This is a genomic window from Paenarthrobacter sp. PAE-2 (genome assembly GCF_026013155.1).
In the GTDB taxonomy this organism is placed as follows: Bacteria; Actinomycetota; Actinomycetes; order Actinomycetales; family Micrococcaceae; genus Arthrobacter; species Arthrobacter ureafaciens.
Genome location: NZ_JAPDNV010000011.1, coordinates 1 through 15,915, shown reverse-complemented (window position 1 = coordinate 15,915; position 15,915 = coordinate 1). Strand labels below are relative to the sequence as shown.

Below are 15,915 nucleotides of genomic sequence, written 5' to 3'. Positions count from 1 at the left end.
CCTCCCGTCCCGTCCCGTCCCGTCCGCAACAGTATCGCCAGCGCCGTCGGGTCCGGAGTAATCTTTGCACGACGGCGCCGCACTCCCTGGCCGGCACCGTGGAAAGACGATGATGAGCCACCCTTACCAGTCGTCACCGGACGAACCACCGGCGGCCGCCATTCCCCTTGAGGCACTGTTGCGGACCTTCATGTCCCGGGCGGACGAACTGCTCATGGCCGAGGAACGGACCAGGGGCTTGCTCGAAGCTGTGGTGACCGTTGCCGGAGAACTGAGCCTGGAAACGGTCCTGAAACGCGTGGTCGATTCGGCGTGCCACTTGCTTCATGCCCGCTACGGAGCGCTCGGCATCATCGGCGAGGACAGCAGCCTCAGCCACTTCGTCACCGTCGGTATCGACCAGGAACTCGCCGAGCGCATTGGTCCGCTTCCGACCGGCCACGGAGTACTGGGGCTCCTCATCACAGGGCCTGCACCCCTGCGCCTGCATGACCTGCGGCAACATCCCAAATCCTACGGATTTCCCGCACATCATCCGCCGATGAAATCGTTCCTCGGAGTACCCATCAGGGTCCGCGACGCCGTCTTCGGGAATCTTTACCTCACGGAAAAGGAAGGTGGAGAGGACTTCACTCCCGAGGACGAGGACCTGGCTGTGGCGCTTGCCGCGGCCGCGGGCGTGGCGATTGAGAACGCCCGCCTGTACGAGGACGCCCAACGGCGGGCATCCTGGCTGGAGGCCTGCATGGATGCCACCGGCTACCTGCTGGAGGACAGCAGGGAGGACCACACCGAGCACGCTGCTTTCCGCGTCGTCGCTGAGGCTGCGGCCCGCCTGACGGATGGCCGGGTGGCACTCGCGCTGACTCCGGCAGACAGGAAAGGTACTTACACGGTGGCGGCTGCCGTCGGCAAGGGGGCCGGCGATCTGAGGGGCCGGAAGCTGACAGTCGGTCCGACCGGGATGAAGGACATTGTTCTCACGGGGCGAAGCACCGCCGTGGATGACCCTTGGAACTTCCTCGGCCCGGGCGTGCCATCCAACCCCGCAAAATTGCTGGCCGTGGACCTGAGCGCCCAAGGAACCCACTATGGCCTGCTGGTCTCGGTGCGGGACTCCGACTCCGAACCGTTCAGGCAAACGGATGTGGAAATGTCCGCTGTGTTCGGTTCGCACGTAGCCTTGGCCCTTGCCTTGGACAGAATCCGAAGGTATCGGGAAGAGTCGGTGGTCTCCACCGACAGGGACCGGATCGCACGGGACCTGCATGACCTTGTCATCCAAAGACTGTTCGCGGCAGGACTGAGCATCCAGAGCCTGCGGCGCTACACCACAGCCCCTGAAGCTCCGGACCGGATCGACGCCATCACTGATCAGCTCGATTCCAGCATCCGGGACCTGCGCAACACCATCTATTCACTGCGGGCAGCTGCTGCCGGCCGCCAATTGGTCAGCAGCCGGATTGTCGAGACGGTGCAGTCGGCATCGGCCTCGCTCCCGTTCGCGCCCCACCTCACCCTGATCGGGGCCCTTGACGTGGTGGAGGACGAGATCGTCATCGAGCACTTGCTGGCAGTCATCTCCGAGGCCTTGAGCAACGCGGTGCGGCACTCGGACGCACAAACCATCAACGTCACCGTCGGCATGACGGCCGATGCACTGACTGTGGAAGTCAAAGATGACGGCCGGGGCTTCAGCCATCCCGGTTCAGGAAACGGCCTGGCCAACATGGCAAAGAGGGCAGCCGATCTCAATGGTTCCTGTGCCGTCACGAGCACCCCGGGCGACGGCACATCGTTGACGTGGTCCGTTCCACTGCGCTGACCGTCCGGTGCGCGGCTGACACAGTGCGCGGCTGACTCAGTGCGCGGGCCCGCCGTCGGCTTCGTCGGGGCTATGCGCCATGTAGACCGCCGCCTGCGTCCGGCGTTCGAATCCCAACTTGGCCAGCAGGGAGGACACGTAGTTCTTGACGGTCTTCTCTGCCAGCAGCATCTCTTCTCCGATTTGCCGGTTGGTCAGGCCTTCGCCGACGAACTTCAGGACCCTCCGCTCCTGGGGCGTCAGTGCCGCCAGCCTGGGATCGTCCCGTTTGGGTTCGGTGAGCCCCTGCACAACCCGGGCCTTCACCGCCTCGTCGAACAGGGATTCTCCGTGCGCCGCGCGCCGCAGTGCACCCAGCAGGTCGCTACCGCCAATTTCCTTGAGTATGTAGCCGGCCGCGCCGGCGATGATCGCGCCCCTGAGGGCCTGCTCGTCGTCGTAACTGGTGAGAATAACGCAGTTCAGCGACGGATCGACCGACCGGACGTTGCGGCATACCTCAATGCCGGTGCCGTCCGGCAAGCGCGCGTCCAGGACCGAAATGTCCGGCCGCAACGCCGGGATCCTTCGGGCCGCCTCCTCTGCCGAACCCGACATCCCGACTACCAGGAAGCCTTCGTTTTCCAACAGCTCCTGCAGGCCCCGCCGTACCAATTCATGGTCGTCAAGGATGAAGACCCGCAGAACTCCGGGAGTGTGGTCGCCGCTCGTAGCGGGCGCGTCCGCGAACATGACCCTCCCGTCCGGCGCACAGCGTGCGCCTATAGCCTCAACCCATGTAGTGGATTCTGCACCTGCGTGGTGCATTCCGATTCTTGTCTGCCCACCTGATCCAAGCAAGGGACCAAAGGCCTACGCGGGCGGTGACTTTCGGCCCTGTTGCGCAGACCGGTGGAAGGGGAATCTGGAACTACAGGATACCGGGGACGTAACGGTTGCTTCCGGTATCAAGGAAATGAAGGAGCATGATCCCCATGAAAAAGTGGACGCGATGGCAGGATTACGTTGTTGTCGCAGCAGGCGCCTACACGGCGCTGTCGGTCCTCTGGACCTCCCAAACAGGAATGTCGACGGCGATGATGGTCACCTTAGGTGTCCTGCTGGTCATCAGCGGAGCCATCAACCTCGCCCTCCCGGGAATGCCGGTTGTTGAGTGGGCACAAGCACTGGTGGCCGTAGTCCTGCTGCTGGCCCCCTGGCTGGGCAACTACACCTCGGCTACCGGAGCAGCCTGGACGGCATGGATCGCCGGGGCAGTCGCCCTGGTTGTCACAGCCTTTGCCATCAGGCCAAGCACCGAGGAATACCGGCACCACCACGTTGCAGCGGCACCCTGAACCAAATAGCACATCCGGCGCTGCGGACTCCGCTGCGCCGGATTTTTCCTGTCCAACGGAGGTCCGGGAGGAACGATGAAGAACAGCGGCGTTGCCAGCCTCAGGTTCCTGGGGGCTACAGATACAGTGACAGGATCCAGGTACCTCCTCGACCACCAAGGCACCCGCGTGCTGGTGGACTGCGGTCTCTTCCAAGGGTACAAACGCCTCCGGGAACGCAACCGCAGGCCGTTCCCGGTAAGCCCGTCGTCGATCGACGCAGTCCTCCTGACCCATGCCCACCTTGACCACACCGGGTACCTTCCCCTGCTGGTCAGGGACGGCTTCCGCGGCCCGGTCTACAGCACGGAAGGCACGAGCCAACTCTCCAAGCTCCTGTTGACGGACAGCGGTCACCTCCAGGAAGAGGAAGCGAGGCATGCCGCACGTGCCGGTTCCTCCCAGCACGACCCCGTGCTGCCCCTGTACACCGCCTTGGATGCGACGCGGTCACTGCAGAGTTTCCGCCCCGTCGACTTCGACACTCCCTTGCAGATAGGAACCGGCTTCGAAGCGGTATTCGTACCAGCCGGCCATATCCTTGGCGCGGCCCAGATCCGGCTCCAGGCCGGCAACGCCTCGGTGCATTTCACCGGTGATCTTGGCCGCGCGGATGATCCCTTCATGTACCCACCCCGGGACCTGGAAGCCGTTGACGTGCTCGTCACCGAATCGACCTACGGGAACCGGCAGCACCCGCCGGGCGATGCCGAAAGCGAATTAGGTGATGTGGTGAAGCGCACGGTGAAACGGGGCGGCGTCGTTCTGATAGCTGCCTTCGCCGTCGGCAGGGCGGAAACGCTCCTGCTGCAGTTGGCGCGGCTCCGACGGAAAGGCGCTATACCCGAGGTCCCCATCTATCTCAACAGTCCGATGGCCATTGATGCGTCCTACATGTACCAACAGCACCCGGAGGAGCATCGCCTCAAGCCCGAAGAATTCAATGCCATGTACCAGCTGGCCACCATGACCCGCACTGCCGATGATTCCAAGCTCCTGAACCTTCGGGGAGGGCCCATGATCATCATCTCTGCCAGCGGGATGCTCACGGGCGGCCGGGTCCTCCATCACATTGAGGCATACGGCGGGGATCCAAGGAACACGGTGGTCCTGAGCGGCTATCAGGCCGGCGGGACGCGGGGAGCCACCCTCGCGGCAGGAATTCGCGACCTTCGCATCTACGGCCGGGACGTCCATATCCGGGCCGAGGTTGTGCAACTGGAAGGCTACAGCGCCCATGCCGACGCCGATGCCATCATCAGGTGGATGCGCACGGCGCCGCAGGCCCCGCGGATGACGTACATCACGCACGGCGAGCCGGAGGCATCGGATGCTTTGCGGTTGCGCATAAAACACGAGCTGGGCTGGAAGGCCCGCGTTCCCGAATACCTGGAGACGATCAGCTTGAACGATCCGGATTAGGCCCTGCTCCGGGACTTAGGGCCCTAAACATCACATCAGCGCTGGTCAAGACTGGAGTGACACGACCCGGCGTCGCGACCGGGCGACCTTCAGAAGGTGAGGATCAGTCATGAGTGAGGCCATTGTCGTCGGTGTCGGCGACTCTCCCAGCAGTGAAGCAGCAATGCGTTGGGCGATGCACCGGGCCGCCGCGCTGAAGTTGCCCGTCCTCCTTGTCCATGCCGTGGACGACAGGTGGGCTTATGACGCTGTTGGCTACAACGACTGGATCCGCAACTCCGGCGCTGCCCTCCTTTCAGATGCCAAGGACCGAGCCGCCAAGATGGAACCTACGGTAAGCCTCAGCACGGATCTGGTCCACGGCGCACCCGGTTACTCGCTGCGGAAAAAGTCCAAGAAGGCCTCCATGGTGGTGATCGGTTCCGGTCACAGCTGGGTTGGTGGTTCACTGACCGACCGTGCGCTCCAGGTCGCGGCGGTCGCGCAGTGCCCGGTGGCCGTGATCGGCGAACATGACCTCAGCACCCGCCAAGGCGTGCTGGTCGGGGCGGACGGGTCCGAAGAATCCATCCAGGCGGTGGGCTTCGCCGCTGCCGAGGCCGACCGGACAGGGCAGGAACTGACCGTGCTGCACGCCTTCCGGCTCCCGGATCCGTGGCTCAGCCGGGGGATGCCGGGCGGTGACTTCAACGGCATCATCGAGGAAGAAGAACGGGTGGTGCTCGCCGAGACGGTGGCCGGCTTGGCCGATACCTACCCGGACCTCACGGTCCACCAAGTTCTGCAGACGGACAGAAGCCCGGCCGAGGCACTGCTGGGAGCTGCAAAAACCGCATCTATGCTGGTTGTCGGCAGCCGTGGCCGCGGCAGTTTCAAACGCCTGATGCTTGGTTCCACCGCACACGCTGTTCTTGCGAAACTGCCGTGCCCGACCATCATCACCAGGGTGAAGCCGGTCAAGCACAAGGGCTGACCCGGCGTCCCCACGCAAAGCCGGCTGTCCCTTGCTGGTCACCAGCAAGGGACAGCCGGTTTTTTCGTGGGCTGGGAGTTTGGGTGGACGGGAGTTTGAGTGGGCACGGATCCTAGCTCAAGTGCACATGGCGTCCGGAGATGAGGTCGGCCTGGATGCGGATAAACAGAGTCCGTTCACCGCCGGCCCACGGTTCGGGCATCACTTTGCCCCATAGCTCCTTGATGGTTTCTTCTTCCAAGACGTGGGAGGAGGGCCCGCTGACCAGTACCGACCAGCCTTCGCTCCGGTCCGGCCAGGTGTGGTCGACCTGGAAGGACGTCTGGAGCCGGGCCGACGGTTCTCCAATGAAACCGGAAGGAGCCGTCCGAAAATAGATGGCGTGGTCACGGACCAGGTAATGCACCGGAAGAATCATCACGCGGCCATGGTGCACAAAGCCCACCCGGCCTGTTTCTTCGGACCGCAACAGCTCCCAGCAGCGCTCGGGGGATAATTCTTCGCTGACGTGGCGGGCTCCATCGAGTCGGGCAGGCTGCGTCTCATTCATCATTTTCTCCGGTCTGTTGTTCTACAAGTAATTGCGCCAGTTCAGCGCCCCAACGGGAGGCCCGGTCAATTTCCTCCTGGTCCACTGCTGGTCCGGGACCTACTTCGAAGCTCTCACCATCTGCCAGGAGCTGGAATCCGGCTTTGCGCAGGCCTTCGCTGATACCCCGCGCCGCGCTGCCGGTGATGATTTCCAGGCCATGGTTCCGCGTATCGAAGGCCACTGCGTTCTGCCCGGGCACAGCCGCGTGGGTTGCCGCCAACCATTCGCGGACGCCTACGTTGATCTGAGTACCCACGTCGAGTACTCCGGTGGCGGATCCGACGTCGGCTGCCCGTCGCCGGGTTGAGGGCCTGCTCATGCCGTGAACGTGCGTCGGGCCGCCAACGACCAAAAGATCACACCCGATGATCCGTCCATCGTCAACATCACCGACCGGGACGACGCTGGCAGCAACTGTCCCACCCAGTCCGCCGGCAATGGCCTCCGCGACCCGCCGGGTGTTGCCGTACATCGACTCGTAGATCACTAAAGCTTCCATTGCTCCCCCTGCTGTTCCCTAGTGGACGTCTGTTTCCGGTGCATGCACCACGAGGACAGGGCAATGGGCGTGGGCAACACATGCCGAGCTGACCGACCCCAGCAGGAGGCCGCCAAAACCACCATGCCCCCGACGCCCCACCACCACCATGCCGGCGTTCCGGCTGGCCTCTATGAGCCCCTGCCGGGGATGGCCTCGTACAAGGCGGGTCACCACATTGTCCGGGAGGGCCGGGCCGAAGGCCTTCTCCACCGACTGCTGCAATATCTCGGCCGCGGCATCTTCGAAACGACCGATTCCTACGGCAACGTAGCCGTCAACTACTTGGGGATACTCCCAGAACGCAGTGGCCTCCATAGTCTGCCCCGTGGCATCAGCAAGCCGGCGGGCCTCACGCAGCGCGGCGATGGACGCCTCGGATCCATCAACTCCCACGACGATCCCGCTGCCCGGGGTCTCCTGGTGCATCCTTGGCCTCCTGCTTGTCTCGCGTTCCGGTCAGGTCAGGATCACCCGGCGGGATGGTAAGCAACAGGGCCGAAAGTCACTCCGCCTCTCCCGGCGGATCGGCGCGGAGCTCTTCAATGGTGGCCCGCAGGGCGTGGATGATGCCGTCGAGTTCCCGGGAGACGGCATGCATCCGTTCATGTCCGGCCGGGTCGTCGACGAATCTCTTGAGGTTCTGGATCCCAAGCCCAGCGGCGAACAAGCGCTGGATCACCAGGTCGTGCAGGTCACGGGCGATCCGCTCGCGATCTGACGACACTACGTTCTGTTCCCTCCGGGCACTGGCCCGGGCAAGGTCCAGCGCCAAACCGATCCTGCTGCTGAACAAAGCACTGGATTCAAGGTCTGAATGCGTGAAGGCAGGGGCTCCCGCGGCCCTTGCGAGCATCAGCACTCCGTTGTCCGTGCCACGGTGGCCCAGCGCAGACACAAGCACAGTGCCAAGTTTCTCCGACATGCCTACTCCCAATGCCGTGGAAGCATCATGGATAAGGCGTGACTGGCCGGATTCCTGCACGGCATCGACTACCTCGGAACCCGGTAACTCCTGGCCCGCGTACATCCCTTGGACTCCCACCGCGGACCGGCAACGCAGAGTCCCCTCCGGGTCCGGAACGGCAATCACCGCCAAGACTGAGTCCGAAACATGCACGGCAGCTTCCCCCACGCGATCAAGGTCCGTCTGGCCGCCGTCGGGCTGTCCGGCAATCAGCCGGCTGGCGAGCTCCATGCCGGCCTCCAACCAACGCCACCGACGGTTGCTCTCATCGAAAAGCCGGGCATTTTGGATAGCGACGCCTGCTGCTGCCGCGAGTGCTACCGCCAGGTCCTCGTCAGCGCGCGTGAAATCCTGGCCGTCTTTCTTTTCGGTGAGGTACAGGTTGCCGAACACCGTGTCACGCACCCGGATGGGTACGCCAAGAAAAGTCTTCATGGGCGGATGGTGCGGCGGAAAGCCAACCGCCATCGGATGCTTTCCAAGGTCATGCAGGCGCAAGGGCGCAGGTTCCCTGATCAGGTGTCCCAGTACCCCGTGCCCGGTGGGCAGGTCCCCGATCGACCTGATCCCTTCCACATCGATACCGACGGTGATGAAATGGCTAAGGCGCTGGTCCTCACCTATCACCCCCAGCGCCCCGAACCGCGCATCCAGCAGGAGGCAGGCAGAATTCACGACGCGGTCAAGGACCGCTTCAAGGCTCAAGTCCTCGGCAATGGACACAACGGCTGCCAGCAGGCCGTTCATCTGCTCCTGGGCATGGAGCAATTCGTCTGCACGGGCCACGAACTCCCTGAGCAGCAAGTCGACCCGGCCCTTCATAGGGGAAGTCCAGCCCTCTGTGCCTTCCATGTCCGGACCTCCTGAACCGGCCAACGCGCAAATCCAGCCAGTTTACGGTCCCCAAGATCCGGAACGCAACGATTCATATCACGCAGCAGCAGAACCGATCGGACAACATCAAGTTCAGCTTCTGCCGTTAACCGGGCGGCCCCTCATCCGCAGGCGCATGCGGAATCGAGTACTCAAGGCCATGCTAGCCATAACCGGTGGACTCCGGAAGCCATGGGCCTGGGTGCCACAGCCCGCCCCGGACTACCGGTCCCCTGCACCGCCGGAGGCAAGATAGTCGATGAGTCCGTCCACGGTACCGACTTTGGGGTAGTCGCTTTCCGGAATGTTGACGCCTGTCTGAACGTCCAAGGTTTCCACCAACCTCAGGAAATCCAGGGAATCCAACTCAAGATCCTGGCGAAGACGGGATCGGCCTTCAACCTCGTCCAGGTCTATGTCCGGCGCAACCACGCCCAGGGCGGCTTGGACGGCATCGCGTGCTTCATCGTGGGTCATAGCTCCTCCGGTTCCTGCAGCAGCTCATTCATGCGGTTCAGGAATCGCGCACCCCGCAGGCCATCGCTGACCCTGTGATCGGCGGACAGCGTGGCAACCGCAACGTGGCGGATCCCCAGCATTCCGTTCCGCGCCCAAGCCTGTTCGCTCACGCGGCCGATTCCGATCATCGCCACCTGTGGCGGATAGATCACGCCATAGACGCTCTCCACGCCCAAATCGCCAAGGTTGGTGACAGTGACCGTGGGGTCGGCCATCTCGGCGCGCAGCAAACGACCCGACCGGGCACGGCTCACCAGGTCCTTGAGCCGTTTCATGAGTTCATCCAAGGACAAGGTGTCAGCGTCATGGATGGCCGGGGCCACGAGCCCTCCGCGCCTGAGAGCAACTGCTACTCCCAGATGCACTGATGGAGCCGGCTTGAACTCTCCGTACTGGAAAAACCCATTCACTTCAGGAACATCGCGGGCCGCCACAGCAGCTGCTTTAAGCAACAGCACGGAGGCCACCAAACGGTCTGCCACCGCCCTCTGTGTATTGGCAGCCGTCATCCACTGGACGGCGTGTTCAAGGTCCAGGGTCTCAGTCAGGTAGTAATGCGGGACGGTTTTCTTCGACCGTGCCATCAGCGTCCCGATGGCGCGCCGCAAAGTATCGGCCCGTTCCGCCGTGTCGTGCAGAACCGGCGGACCGGCCGCCGGACCGGCGGGCGGATTGTTTGGCGGCTGTCCCCCGCTTTCCGGGGGCCCGGCAGTACCGGGTGCGTCCCCTGGCTGGACTGTCGTGCTGCCGTCAGGTGATTGCAGGAGGTAGCGCCTGACGTCGGCCTCGGTCACGGCGCCACCGGGACCGGTTCCGGTGACCAGTGCCATGTCCACGTTCGATTCATGCGCCAGGCGCCTGGCCCTGGGCGAGGACTTTACCTCTTTCCGTATTCCGGCGGTCACAGCATGTTCGACGTCCGCCCGGGTGACCCTGCCGTCCTTCCCGGTGCCGTGCACCTCCGAGGCTTCCACTCCCAGACGGTGGGCCAAGTGCCGGACTGGAGGGGTCGGCGCAGGCCTGCTTGATGGCTTCTGGGCCTCTGCCCGCTGAACCGGTGCGGTTTCCGCCGGCGTGGGGGTGATCCTCGCCAGGGGCGTGCCAACCGGGACTGTCTCACCGATCCCGGTCAGGAGCTCGGAAACAACTCCCTCGTGAAAGGTCTCCACGTCCATGACTGTTTTGTCCGTATCGACCACAGCCACAATGTCGCCGCGGCGGACGTAGTCACCGGGCTTGACCAACCATTCGACGATCTTTCCGTGGTCCATGTCCGCGCCGAGGGAAGGCATGAGGAAATCAACCATGGCCCATCGTTTCTTTCACGGCGGCTACGACCTTCTCCACAGAAGGCAGGGCAGCCAGCTCCAGATGCTTGGAGTAGGGAATGGGCACTTCCGCGCTGCACACCCGGGCCACCGGAGCATCGAGCTCATAAAAGGCACGTTCCATGATGCGGGCGATGATCTCGGCAGAAATGCTCCCGCTGCGCCAGCCCTCGTCAACCACCACGGCCTTTCCGGTCCGGGACACGGTTTCCACTATCGCCTTTTCGTCCAATGGCCTCAGGGACCGCAGATCCAGGACATCGGCTTCGATGCCCTCTGCTGCAAGCTGCCGTGCGGCGTCCAGGACCATTGGAAGGGTGCCGCCATAGGTAATGAGGGAGACGTCGCTGCCCCTGCGGCGCAAGGCGGCCGAGCTGATGTCAACCGGTCCGGCGTCGTCACTGAGTTCCCCCGCGACGTTGTACAGGGATCCATGCTCAAAAATCAGCACAGGATCCGGGTCTTCCAGGGCGGTCCAGAGCATGCCCCTGGCATCCTCGAGAGTGGCCGGGGCCAGGATCTTCACGCCGGGGATGTGCGCGTACCAGCCTTCGAGGCTGTGCGAATGTTGGGCGCCAAGTTGCCGGCCCGCTCCGGTCGTCATCCGGATCACGAGGGGAACGTGGAACTGGCCACCGGACATGTGCAGCAGCGAAGCTGCATTGTTGACGATCTGGTCCAGGGCCAGGAGGCTGAAGTTGACGGTCATGATCTCCACAATGGGACGCATTCCGCCCAGTGCCGCACCAATACCGGCGCCGACGAAGGCCGACTCGGAAAGTGGCGTATCCCGGATGCGCTCAGGGCCGAACTCCTCCAGCAGGCCGAGGCTGACGGCAAATGAACCGCCGTAGGCACCCACGTCCTCCCCCATGAGGAACACCCTGTCATCGCGCTGCAGGGCATCACGGATACTTTCCCGGAGCGCCTCACGGTAGCTTGTTTTCACCGTCTCCCCCTTCGCTGTAGACAAAGCGGGTCAGTTGCTCCACCGGTTCCAAGGTCCCCTTTTCTGCGAACTCGACGGCGGCGGCCACCTCGGCGTCGACGGCGGATTGGAGCTCCTTCCAGGCTTCCTCGGAAAGGTCGCCGTTTGCGTCCAGGGCCGAGCGCAGCAACAGGACAGGGTCCCTCTCCTGCCACCTGGCGACTTCGGCTTTGTCCCTGTAACGCTCCGGGTCGAACATCGAGTGCGCGCGGAACCGGTATGTACGGAACTCCAGGAAGTGCGGCCCGTCTCCTGAACGGACCGCATCCACTGCTCGACGGGACGCCTCTTTGACCGCCCTAACATCCATTCCGTCCACAGCCCACGCCGGAATCCCGTAGCCAGCGGCCTTGAGCGCGATGTCCGTCTGCGATTGCGAGCGCCCCAAAGCGGTGCCCATGGCGTAGAGGTTGTTTTCACAGCAGAACAGGACCGGCAGCTGCCACAACGCTGCCAGGTTCAGGCTCTCGTGGAATTCGCCCTCGGCTACTGCCCCCTCGCCAAAAAAGCAGACGCTGACACCCTCCTTGCCCTGCAGTTTGTTGGCAAGTGCCAGACCAACAGCCAGGGGAAGCCCGCCGGCAACAATCGCGTTGCCACCGTAGAAATTCGTGGCGGCATCGAAGAGGTGCATGGAGCCGCCCCTTCCCCGGCAGCAACCTTCGATGCACCCGTACATCTCCGCCAGGATGCGGCCTGCATCCACGCCGCGCAGCAGCGCGTGGCCGTGCTCGCGGTAGGTTGCAACAACGGCATCCTCCGGGCCCAGCGTCTCCATCACCCCGGCAGCGACGGCTTCCTCACCTATGTAGACGTGGAGGAAACCCCGGATCCGGGATGCGCTGTACAGCTCAACGCATTGTTCCTCAAGCCTGCGTACGCGGAGCATCTGGCGAAGGAGTCGGAGCCCTTCTTCGCGGTCCAGCCTGCCGGGCGGGGCCGACATCGGGTCCCTCATGACAGCCTCCCTTGGCGGGCGTCCGTGCCGGAGGGCTCAAGCGTTGACGTATCGCCTTCAGGCAGCCCCAGGAACCGTGCCTTCAAAAGCCGCCTGAGAATCTTCCCGCTGCGCGTCTTCGGCAGGTCGGCGCTGAACTCAATGGACTTCGGAGCAACGGCAGGCCCCAGACGCCTGCGGCTGAAAGCCACAATGTCGCGACGGACGTCCTCAGTCGGCTCAACGCCGGATTTGAGCTCCACAAACCCCATGACGAGCTCACCGGCAACAGCGTCCGGGACACCAATCACCCCCGCTTCAGCCACTGCCTCATGCTCCAGCAGGCAGCTTTCCACCTCGAACGGGCCAATCAGATGCCCCGAGGACTTGATGACGTCGTTGCCGCGGCCGACGAACCAGAAGTAGCCGTCTTCATCGCGCTTGGCCAGGTCCCCGGTGAGGTACCAGCCACCCGCGAAGCACTTGCGGTAGCGCTCTTCCTCGTTCAGGTACCCCCGGAACATTGACGGCCATCCGGGCTTCAGCGCCAGTTCGCCGATGGTGTCCGGCGTCTCCACGAGGACCGCTTCCCCATCGCGGAGAACCGGGCGGTCATCCTCGTCCCGCAGAACCAGCGCGGCATCGATTCCGGGCAGGGGCTTGCCCATGGAGCCAGGGCGGATGTCCATGGCAGCGTAGTTGGAGATCATGATTCCGCCGGTTTCGGTCTGCCACCAATTGTCGTGGATCGGCAGACCGAATGCTTCCCGGCCCCACATCACCACCTCCGGATTCAACGGCTCTCCGACGCTGGCGATGAAACGCAATGCTGACAGGTCGTAGTCCCTGGCACGGTCGGCACCGGCCTTCATGAGCATTCTCAAGGCAGTCGGGGCGGTGTACCAGACGGTTACCGACTCATTTTGCAATATCCGGTACCAACGGTCGATGTCCATTTCTTCCTGGTCCACAACCGTGGTCAGTCCGTGCGCCAAAGGCGAGATGATGCCGTAGGAAGTTCCGGTCACCCACCCGGGGTCCGCCGGACACCAATAGATATCGCCGGGGTGAAAATCCAGGGCATACTGTCCGGTCATGTAGTGCGCTGTGACGGCGTCGTGAACGTGTACGGCACCTTTGGGAGTGCCGGTGGTTCCGCTGGTGAAGTGCAGCAACGCCATATCCCCGGCCTGCGTGGGCCGGAGGGTGAAGTCCGCGGATGCCTCGCGCATCAGCACCGTGAGGTCTTCCGTGCCCGGGTCCGGTGTGCCTTCGCAGTCTGTCAGCAACACGTGCCTCAGTTCGGGGAGGGCGTCCCGGATGGGCACGATCTTCTTGCGATAGAGCGCCCGGGTGGTGACAAGTACTTTCCCCTCGCCCAGCAGCAGGCGCTGCTTTACGGGTTCCGGGCCGAACGCGGAGAACAGCGGACAGAAAACGCTCCCGTTCTTCAAGGTGCCCGCAACGGCTGTGTAAAGCTCGGGTGTCCGGCCGATCAGCGAGAATACCCGGTCACCCTTGGCCACGCCCAGGCTCTGAAGAACGTTGGCGAACCGGTTCGAAGACGCCGCCAGTTCTCCATAGCTCACGCTGAGGACTTCCCCGGTGCCTTGGACGAAGCGCAGCGCGTCCTGGTCGGCGAGGGGCCCTGCAGCATGCCGGTCCACTGCTTCAAAGGCCATGTTCACCCCGCCCCCGGGGGTCCCGGTCAGCGCACTGCGGGCATCGTCCCAGGAAAAGGTGGCCCGTGTTCGCTCATAGTCCAGCAGGTTCGGCGCGACTTTCATGGTGGAAAGGTCCTTGCGGATCAGCGGCCATTGGCTTGTTCGGGCGCTCATGGATCAATGCCACTGCTCCCGCGGAGCCTCTGCCAGAGTCGAAAGTCCTGAGGCGCTGGTATGGCCGGCCGCGCCGCGGTCAGGCCGTGACTTTCGGCACTGTTGCCGGGACACGCTCCCATGGAGCATGAAATGGCAACTGCGTTCATCGATGGCGACGCGCGGAAGCAACGCGGCCATCCGGCAATGGAGAACCCAATTATGGAACGTCTAATCGACAAAGTAGTGCTGATCAGTGGCGGCGCCCGGGGCATCGGTGCCGCTGTGGCCGCCCGCCTCCATGGGGAGGGGGCGAGGGTGGTGATCGGAGATGTGCTGGATGAAGAGGCGAAGGAAACAGCCGCGCGGATCGGGGCCGGGGCGGTAGCGGTGCGCTTGGATGTCACCCGTCCCGATGACTGGGAGTCGGCAGTGGCCACCGCCGTCAATGAATTCGGTGGCCTGGATGTCCTGGTGAACAATGCCGGAATCGTCAATGCTGCCCCGATCGAGGATTACACCCTTGACCAATGGAACACCATCATTGCCGTGAACCTGACGGGTTGCTTTAACGGCATCAAGGCTTCGATACCGGCCCTGAAAAAGTCCAGGGGCGGCTCGATCATCAACGTTTCCTCCATTGCGGGTATTCGCGGATACGAACAAATTCCCGGGTACACGGCGTCGAAGTTCGGCGTGCGGGGACTCAGCAAGAGTGCCGCCTTGGATTTGGGACGCTACGGCATCCGCGTCAACTCAGTCCATCCCGGTGTTATCTCCACGCCGATGACCGCCGGAATGACCATCGACATGAGCCATGTGGCGATGGGGCGGGTGGGCCATCCCGGTGAGGTCGCCGACCTTGTTCTTTATCTCGCTTCGGACGAGGCGTCATTTGTCACCGGAGCCGAGTTCGTCATCGACGGCGGCGATACTGCCGGAACGGTTACCGTTCCGGAGCGTGGTTGAGGGCATGGCCGACAATGGGCGGCGTACAGAACGCAGGTCCGGGGGCTCCTGACGGCCGCCACCAGCGGAACAGAGTAAGTGCGTGAACGGGGCAACTACGTCCCGACCGTCATGGGGCAACGCTATGACGGCCTCGTCTGGTTGCCCACGACGACCGCCCTTCGACCGCTGCACCGTGAATACCTTCCCGATGAACCCGAACTTGAAACCGAGCCCACAGGCTTCTGAGCAATGCCGGTCATCCGTCGCTACGGACAAGGGCCGATTTCCGCAACAGGGCCGTTCGTCCCTTATCCAATCGGCGGGAACCGTCAAGAATAGGTGGCACAAGACCCTTGGGACCCGGATGCCCACGACTTCCGACCACCAGCGCGCCCACGCCACCGGGGCAGGGGCGTTGACGTTCTAGTTGAGAGTTCCACCATGTCTGGACATTTCGAAGTTTTCGTCGATGCGTATTCCCACTTTCGGTTCCGCCTTGTTGGCCCCAGGGGAAACACCCTGCTCGAGTCAGGCCCCTACGACGACAAACAGTCGATAGCCATCGCCATCTTCGACGTGCGCGAATGTGCAGGTACCGGCCTGGTGGAAGACCACACCAAGCCCGCTCCGCGCTGGTCCTCGGCGTCGGGCCCGCACTCATCCCCGCGACGGCGGTCAACGCCATTGGCGGCACCGCATTGAACTGTCACGCCATGGCGGGCACCATGCGTCCCGACATCATGACGTACAGGATCTAGGTGTAGTTCCCAGGGACGTTGTGAACAGCGTGGCGTGATGTAAAGGACGAG

At 63.4% G+C, this 15,915-nt stretch carries 17 protein-coding genes; 7 read left to right on the top strand and 10 right to left on the bottom strand.

Annotated features, from left to right (window positions below):
• Positions 1-109 precede the first annotated feature (109 nt).
• Positions 110-1,825 carry a GAF domain-containing sensor histidine kinase gene (locus tag OCL88_RS09120; RefSeq protein ID WP_264962280.1) on the top strand — a complete coding sequence of 572 codons (1,716 nt, stop codon included), beginning with the start codon at positions 110-112 and terminating at the stop codon, positions 1,823-1,825.
• Positions 1,826-1,861: 36 nt separating this feature from the next.
• On the opposite strand, the gene OCL88_RS09115 is transcribed toward OCL88_RS09120, so the two are convergent.
• Positions 1,862-2,557: a response regulator gene (locus OCL88_RS09115; RefSeq protein ID WP_021472156.1), complete on the bottom strand. Its 696-nt coding sequence runs from the start codon at positions 2,555-2,557 to the stop codon at positions 1,862-1,864.
• Positions 2,558-2,790: 233 nt separating this feature from the next.
• Between OCL88_RS09115 and OCL88_RS09110 the strand changes: the two genes are divergently transcribed.
• From OCL88_RS09110 to OCL88_RS09100, 3 genes are all read left to right on the top strand, one after another.
• On the top strand, positions 2,791-3,162 hold the full coding sequence (locus tag OCL88_RS09110; protein ID WP_227471368.1) for an SPW repeat protein: 372 nt from the start codon (positions 2,791-2,793) through the stop codon (positions 3,160-3,162).
• Positions 3,163-3,237: 75 nt separating this feature from the next.
• The gene (locus OCL88_RS09105; protein WP_264962279.1) at positions 3,238-4,623 is read left to right on the top strand and encodes an MBL fold metallo-hydrolase RNA specificity domain-containing protein; all 1,386 of its coding nucleotides are present in this window, start codon (positions 3,238-3,240) and stop codon (positions 4,621-4,623) included.
• Between the two features lie 109 nt (positions 4,624-4,732).
• On the top strand, positions 4,733-5,596 hold the full coding sequence (locus tag OCL88_RS09100) for a universal stress protein (protein WP_264962278.1): 864 nt from the start codon (positions 4,733-4,735) through the stop codon (positions 5,594-5,596).
• Between the two features lie 112 nt (positions 5,597-5,708).
• Here OCL88_RS09100 and OCL88_RS09095 read toward each other — a convergent pair whose 3' ends face one another.
• From OCL88_RS09095 to acsA, 9 genes are all read right to left on the bottom strand, one after another.
• Positions 5,709-6,146 (bottom strand): pyridoxamine 5'-phosphate oxidase family protein, encoded by a 438-nt coding sequence (locus OCL88_RS09095; RefSeq protein WP_241650825.1) that lies wholly within the window; start codon positions 6,144-6,146, stop codon positions 5,709-5,711.
• Complete coding sequence (locus tag OCL88_RS09090) at positions 6,139-6,687, bottom strand: flavodoxin family protein (RefSeq protein ID WP_264962277.1); 549 nt, start codon at positions 6,685-6,687, stop codon at positions 6,139-6,141. Before OCL88_RS09090 ends, OCL88_RS09095 begins: the two co-directional genes overlap by 8 nt.
• A gap of 18 nt (positions 6,688-6,705) precedes the next feature.
• Entirely contained in the window at positions 6,706-7,155 is a 450-nt protein-coding gene (locus tag OCL88_RS09085; protein WP_264962276.1) for a universal stress protein, read from the bottom strand.
• 76 nt (positions 7,156-7,231) lie between these two features.
• Complete coding sequence (locus OCL88_RS09080; protein ID WP_319951648.1) at positions 7,232-8,545, bottom strand: GAF domain-containing protein; 1,314 nt, start codon at positions 8,543-8,545, stop codon at positions 7,232-7,234.
• Positions 8,546-8,788: 243 nt separating this feature from the next.
• On the bottom strand, positions 8,789-9,043 hold the full coding sequence (locus tag OCL88_RS09075) for an acyl carrier protein (RefSeq protein ID WP_069696460.1): 255 nt from the start codon (positions 9,041-9,043) through the stop codon (positions 8,789-8,791).
• Positions 9,040-10,392 carry a dihydrolipoamide acetyltransferase family protein gene (locus tag OCL88_RS09070; RefSeq protein ID WP_264962275.1) on the bottom strand — a complete coding sequence of 451 codons (1,353 nt, stop codon included), beginning with the start codon at positions 10,390-10,392 and terminating at the stop codon, positions 9,040-9,042. The genes OCL88_RS09075 and OCL88_RS09070 overlap by 4 nt, the downstream gene beginning before the upstream one ends.
• On the bottom strand, positions 10,385-11,362 hold the full coding sequence (locus tag OCL88_RS09065) for an alpha-ketoacid dehydrogenase subunit beta (RefSeq protein ID WP_264962274.1): 978 nt from the start codon (positions 11,360-11,362) through the stop codon (positions 10,385-10,387). Before OCL88_RS09065 ends, OCL88_RS09070 begins: the two co-directional genes overlap by 8 nt.
• Complete coding sequence (gene pdhA / locus OCL88_RS09060; RefSeq protein WP_264962273.1) at positions 11,343-12,359, bottom strand: pyruvate dehydrogenase (acetyl-transferring) E1 component subunit alpha; 1,017 nt, start codon at positions 12,357-12,359, stop codon at positions 11,343-11,345. The genes OCL88_RS09065 and pdhA overlap by 20 nt, the downstream gene beginning before the upstream one ends.
• A complete protein-coding gene (gene acsA / locus OCL88_RS09055; protein WP_264962272.1) occupies positions 12,356-14,176 on the bottom strand; it encodes an acetate--CoA ligase in 1,821 nt (606 codons plus the stop codon). Before acsA ends, pdhA begins: the two co-directional genes overlap by 4 nt.
• A 201-nt stretch (positions 14,177-14,377) precedes the next feature.
• Between acsA and OCL88_RS09050 the strand changes: the two genes are divergently transcribed.
• The 3 genes from OCL88_RS09050 (at position 14,378) to OCL88_RS09040 (ending at position 15,808) form a co-directional block, all read left to right on the top strand.
• On the top strand, positions 14,378-15,124 hold the full coding sequence (locus tag OCL88_RS09050) for a glucose 1-dehydrogenase (RefSeq protein ID WP_264962362.1): 747 nt from the start codon (positions 14,378-14,380) through the stop codon (positions 15,122-15,124).
• A 78-nt stretch (positions 15,125-15,202) separates the two neighbouring features.
• Positions 15,203-15,352, top strand: coding sequence for a hypothetical protein (locus OCL88_RS09045; RefSeq protein ID WP_264962271.1), 150 nt, complete (start codon positions 15,203-15,205; stop codon positions 15,350-15,352).
• Between the two features lie 195 nt (positions 15,353-15,547).
• Positions 15,548-15,808, top strand: a complete 261-nt coding sequence (locus OCL88_RS09040) for a YegP family protein (protein WP_264962270.1) — start codon at positions 15,548-15,550, stop codon at positions 15,806-15,808.
• Positions 15,809-15,915 lie beyond the last annotated feature (107 nt).

Excerpts from the sequence above, each read along its gene's own strand:
- OCL88_RS09120 (WP_264962280.1), top strand. The coding sequence starts at position 110 with ATGATGAGCCACCCTTACCAGTCGTCACCGGACGAACCACCGGCGGCC.
- OCL88_RS09115 (WP_021472156.1), bottom strand. The coding sequence starts at position 2,557 with ATGTTCGCGGACGCGCCCGCTACGAGCGGCGACCACACTCCCGGAGTT.
- OCL88_RS09110 (WP_227471368.1), top strand. The coding sequence starts at position 2,791 with ATGATCCCCATGAAAAAGTGGACGCGATGGCAGGATTACGTTGTTGTC.
- OCL88_RS09105 (WP_264962279.1), top strand. The coding sequence starts at position 3,238 with ATGAAGAACAGCGGCGTTGCCAGCCTCAGGTTCCTGGGGGCTACAGAT.
- OCL88_RS09100 (WP_264962278.1), top strand. The coding sequence starts at position 4,733 with ATGAGTGAGGCCATTGTCGTCGGTGTCGGCGACTCTCCCAGCAGTGAA.
- OCL88_RS09095 (WP_241650825.1), bottom strand. The coding sequence starts at position 6,146 with ATGAATGAGACGCAGCCTGCCCGACTCGATGGAGCCCGCCACGTCAGC.
- OCL88_RS09090 (WP_264962277.1), bottom strand. The coding sequence starts at position 6,687 with ATGGAAGCTTTAGTGATCTACGAGTCGATGTACGGCAACACCCGGCGG.
- OCL88_RS09085 (WP_264962276.1), bottom strand. The coding sequence starts at position 7,155 with ATGCACCAGGAGACCCCGGGCAGCGGGATCGTCGTGGGAGTTGATGGA.
- OCL88_RS09080 (WP_319951648.1), bottom strand. The coding sequence starts at position 8,545 with ATGGAAGGCACAGAGGGCTGGACTTCCCCTATGAAGGGCCGGGTCGAC.
- OCL88_RS09075 (WP_069696460.1), bottom strand. The coding sequence starts at position 9,043 with ATGACCCACGATGAAGCACGCGATGCCGTCCAAGCCGCCCTGGGCGTG.
- OCL88_RS09070 (WP_264962275.1), bottom strand. The coding sequence starts at position 10,392 with ATGGTTGATTTCCTCATGCCTTCCCTCGGCGCGGACATGGACCACGGA.
- pdhA (WP_264962273.1), bottom strand. The coding sequence starts at position 12,359 with ATGAGGGACCCGATGTCGGCCCCGCCCGGCAGGCTGGACCGCGAAGAA.
- acsA (WP_264962272.1), bottom strand. The coding sequence starts at position 14,176 with ATGAGCGCCCGAACAAGCCAATGGCCGCTGATCCGCAAGGACCTTTCC.
- OCL88_RS09050 (WP_264962362.1), top strand. The coding sequence starts at position 14,378 with ATGGAACGTCTAATCGACAAAGTAGTGCTGATCAGTGGCGGCGCCCGG.
- OCL88_RS09040 (WP_264962270.1), top strand. The coding sequence starts at position 15,548 with ATGTCTGGACATTTCGAAGTTTTCGTCGATGCGTATTCCCACTTTCGG.